Origin of the sequence: Clavibacter sp. MX14-G9D (genome assembly GCF_032917815.1) — a bacterium.
Taxonomy (GTDB): Bacteria; Actinomycetota; Actinomycetes; order Actinomycetales; family Microbacteriaceae; genus Clavibacter; species Clavibacter michiganensis_K.
Window position 1 is genome coordinate 1 of record NZ_JAVCVL010000338.1, and the last position, 1,817, is coordinate 1,817.

Consider the following 1,817-nt stretch of genomic DNA (forward strand, 5'->3'; position numbering starts at 1 on the left):
GTGCGCGGGCGCGGGACGCCGCGACGGCATCGCGGCGGGCCGCCGCGAGCGCGTCCCGGTCCCCCGCGCGCGTCGCCGCGGCCTGCGCTGACATGATGCGGTCCCTCCGCGGTCTAGACCGACGTGGAGAGGAACTCCCACGCCGGCGTCACCGTGCGGCCCTGGAGGTCGTCGAGGGTCACCCCGGTCGGCAGGGTGGGCGCCGCGGGGAGGGTGATCTCGAAGCAGTAGAACTGCGTGTTGCCGCCGGACGCGTCGAGCGTCTGCGCGCCGGTGCCCGCGGCGGTGGCCAGGGGGCCGCTCGTCACGAGCGCGCCGGTCGCGAACGCCGCGGCGTCGCACGTGGTCGCCGTGGTGGAGACCGCGACGCGGAGCGTGAGGGCGCCGAGGAGCGCGTCGTCGGCGTCGTCGGCCTCGAGGCCGACGCCCACCGCGGGCTCGGAGTCCTGCAGGACCACGGTGCCGGCGACGGATCCCGCGACCGTGCGGAGCGCGACGGGCGCGTAGACGCTCGTGCCGGGCGTCAGCGCGAGCGCGCCGGCGGTGAAGGTCAGGTCCTGACCGGGGTTCGTCTCGTCCTGGGCGAAGTCGGCGGGGAGGTACGGCGAGGAGACGTTCTGCTCGACCTCGAAGGTCGACGTGCCGAGGCCCGGGCCGGTGCCGTCCGCGTTCCCGCCGAACACCCACTCGGAGTCGGTCCACGCGGCGAGCGTCGCGGTGATGCCGAGCCCGAGGACGAGTCCCCCGGACAGGAACGCCATCGTCTTGGTGCGCCGCGTCATGCGCGGGCGGTCTGCGTGCAGTGCCATGGTCGTGCTCCCCTTGTCGCGCGGGTCCCGCGTCCGATGCCGGACCGTCCCGCCCCCCTGTGCGTCGGCCCCAGCGGCCGACAGGGCGAAGCTAGGGGCGACGCGGGCCCGCTCGGGATGCCGTGCGGGCGACGCCGGTAGCCGCGACCCGATTCCCCAGTGGTCGCGCGCGTCGGGCCGCCGGACTACCGAGGCGGGGACTGTGCCCCGGTCGAGGGCCCGGGGACGGCGGCCGGGATCCGGGCGCGGGACCGCCCCCTGGTAGCCTCGTCCGCGCAGGCGGGGAAGACGAAGGCGAGCAACATGACCGACGACACGACCGACACCGGCCACCGAGACGGCGGGGCGTCGGAGCCTCCCCTCCTCAGCCGGCGCGAGCTGCGCCGCCGCCAGCAGGAGATGGAGCAGGGCTCCTCCGACGCGTCGGGCGACGCGCACCGCTGGGTGGATCCGTTCCCCGCGGTCCCGCGCACCTCCGAGGGCGGCCTGTTCGGGCCCGACCGGGTGCGCCCGGGCGCGGCGCCGGCCGACGCCGATCACGATGCCGCCCACGACGCCGATGCCGCGGACGAGGACGCCTCCGTCGACGACGCCGCGGAGGACGACGACGACGCCGAGGTCGTCGGCACCCACGCGTTCGACGAGCTCTTCGACGACGCGGACGAGGACGACGTGGATCCCGAGGACCGCGTGCCCGACGACCGCGTGCCCGACGACGCCCCGGCCGACGCCGACGCCGACGACGCGGACGCCGCGCCGCGCCCCGCCCCCGGCTCCTTCGACGCGGTGGTCTCCCCGGAGGCCGGATCCGCGTGGACGGTCCCCGCCCCGCACGTCGTCAACGCGCACCCCTTCCGCATGCCGCTGCGCCCGAGCGTCGAGGAGCCGCGCGCCGCCCGGTCCGACGGCCCGGACGACCACGCCGCCGACCCGGCCCCGCCCGAGGCCGGGACCGAGGCCGCCTCGGCCGACGACGCCCCGGTCGCCGTCCCCGTCGACGACGCGCCC

At 77.4% G+C, this 1,817-nt stretch carries 1 protein-coding gene and 1 pseudogene; one reads left to right on the plus strand and one right to left on the minus strand.

Annotated elements, in window-relative coordinates:
* Positions 1–113 precede the first annotated feature (113 nt).
* Positions 114–809, minus strand: a complete 696-nt coding sequence (locus Q6969_RS15370) for a SipW-dependent-type signal peptide-containing protein (protein ID WP_317231224.1) — start codon at positions 807–809, stop codon at positions 114–116.
* 303 nt (positions 810–1,112) lie between these two features.
* Between Q6969_RS15370 and Q6969_RS15375 the strand changes: the two are divergent.
* Positions 1,113–1,817, plus strand: a pseudogene (locus Q6969_RS15375) (ATPase); the annotation flags it as partial.

Excerpts from the sequence above, each read along its gene's own strand:
- Q6969_RS15370 (WP_317231224.1), bottom strand. The coding sequence starts at position 809 with ATGGCACTGCACGCAGACCGCCCGCGCATGACGCGGCGCACCAAGACG.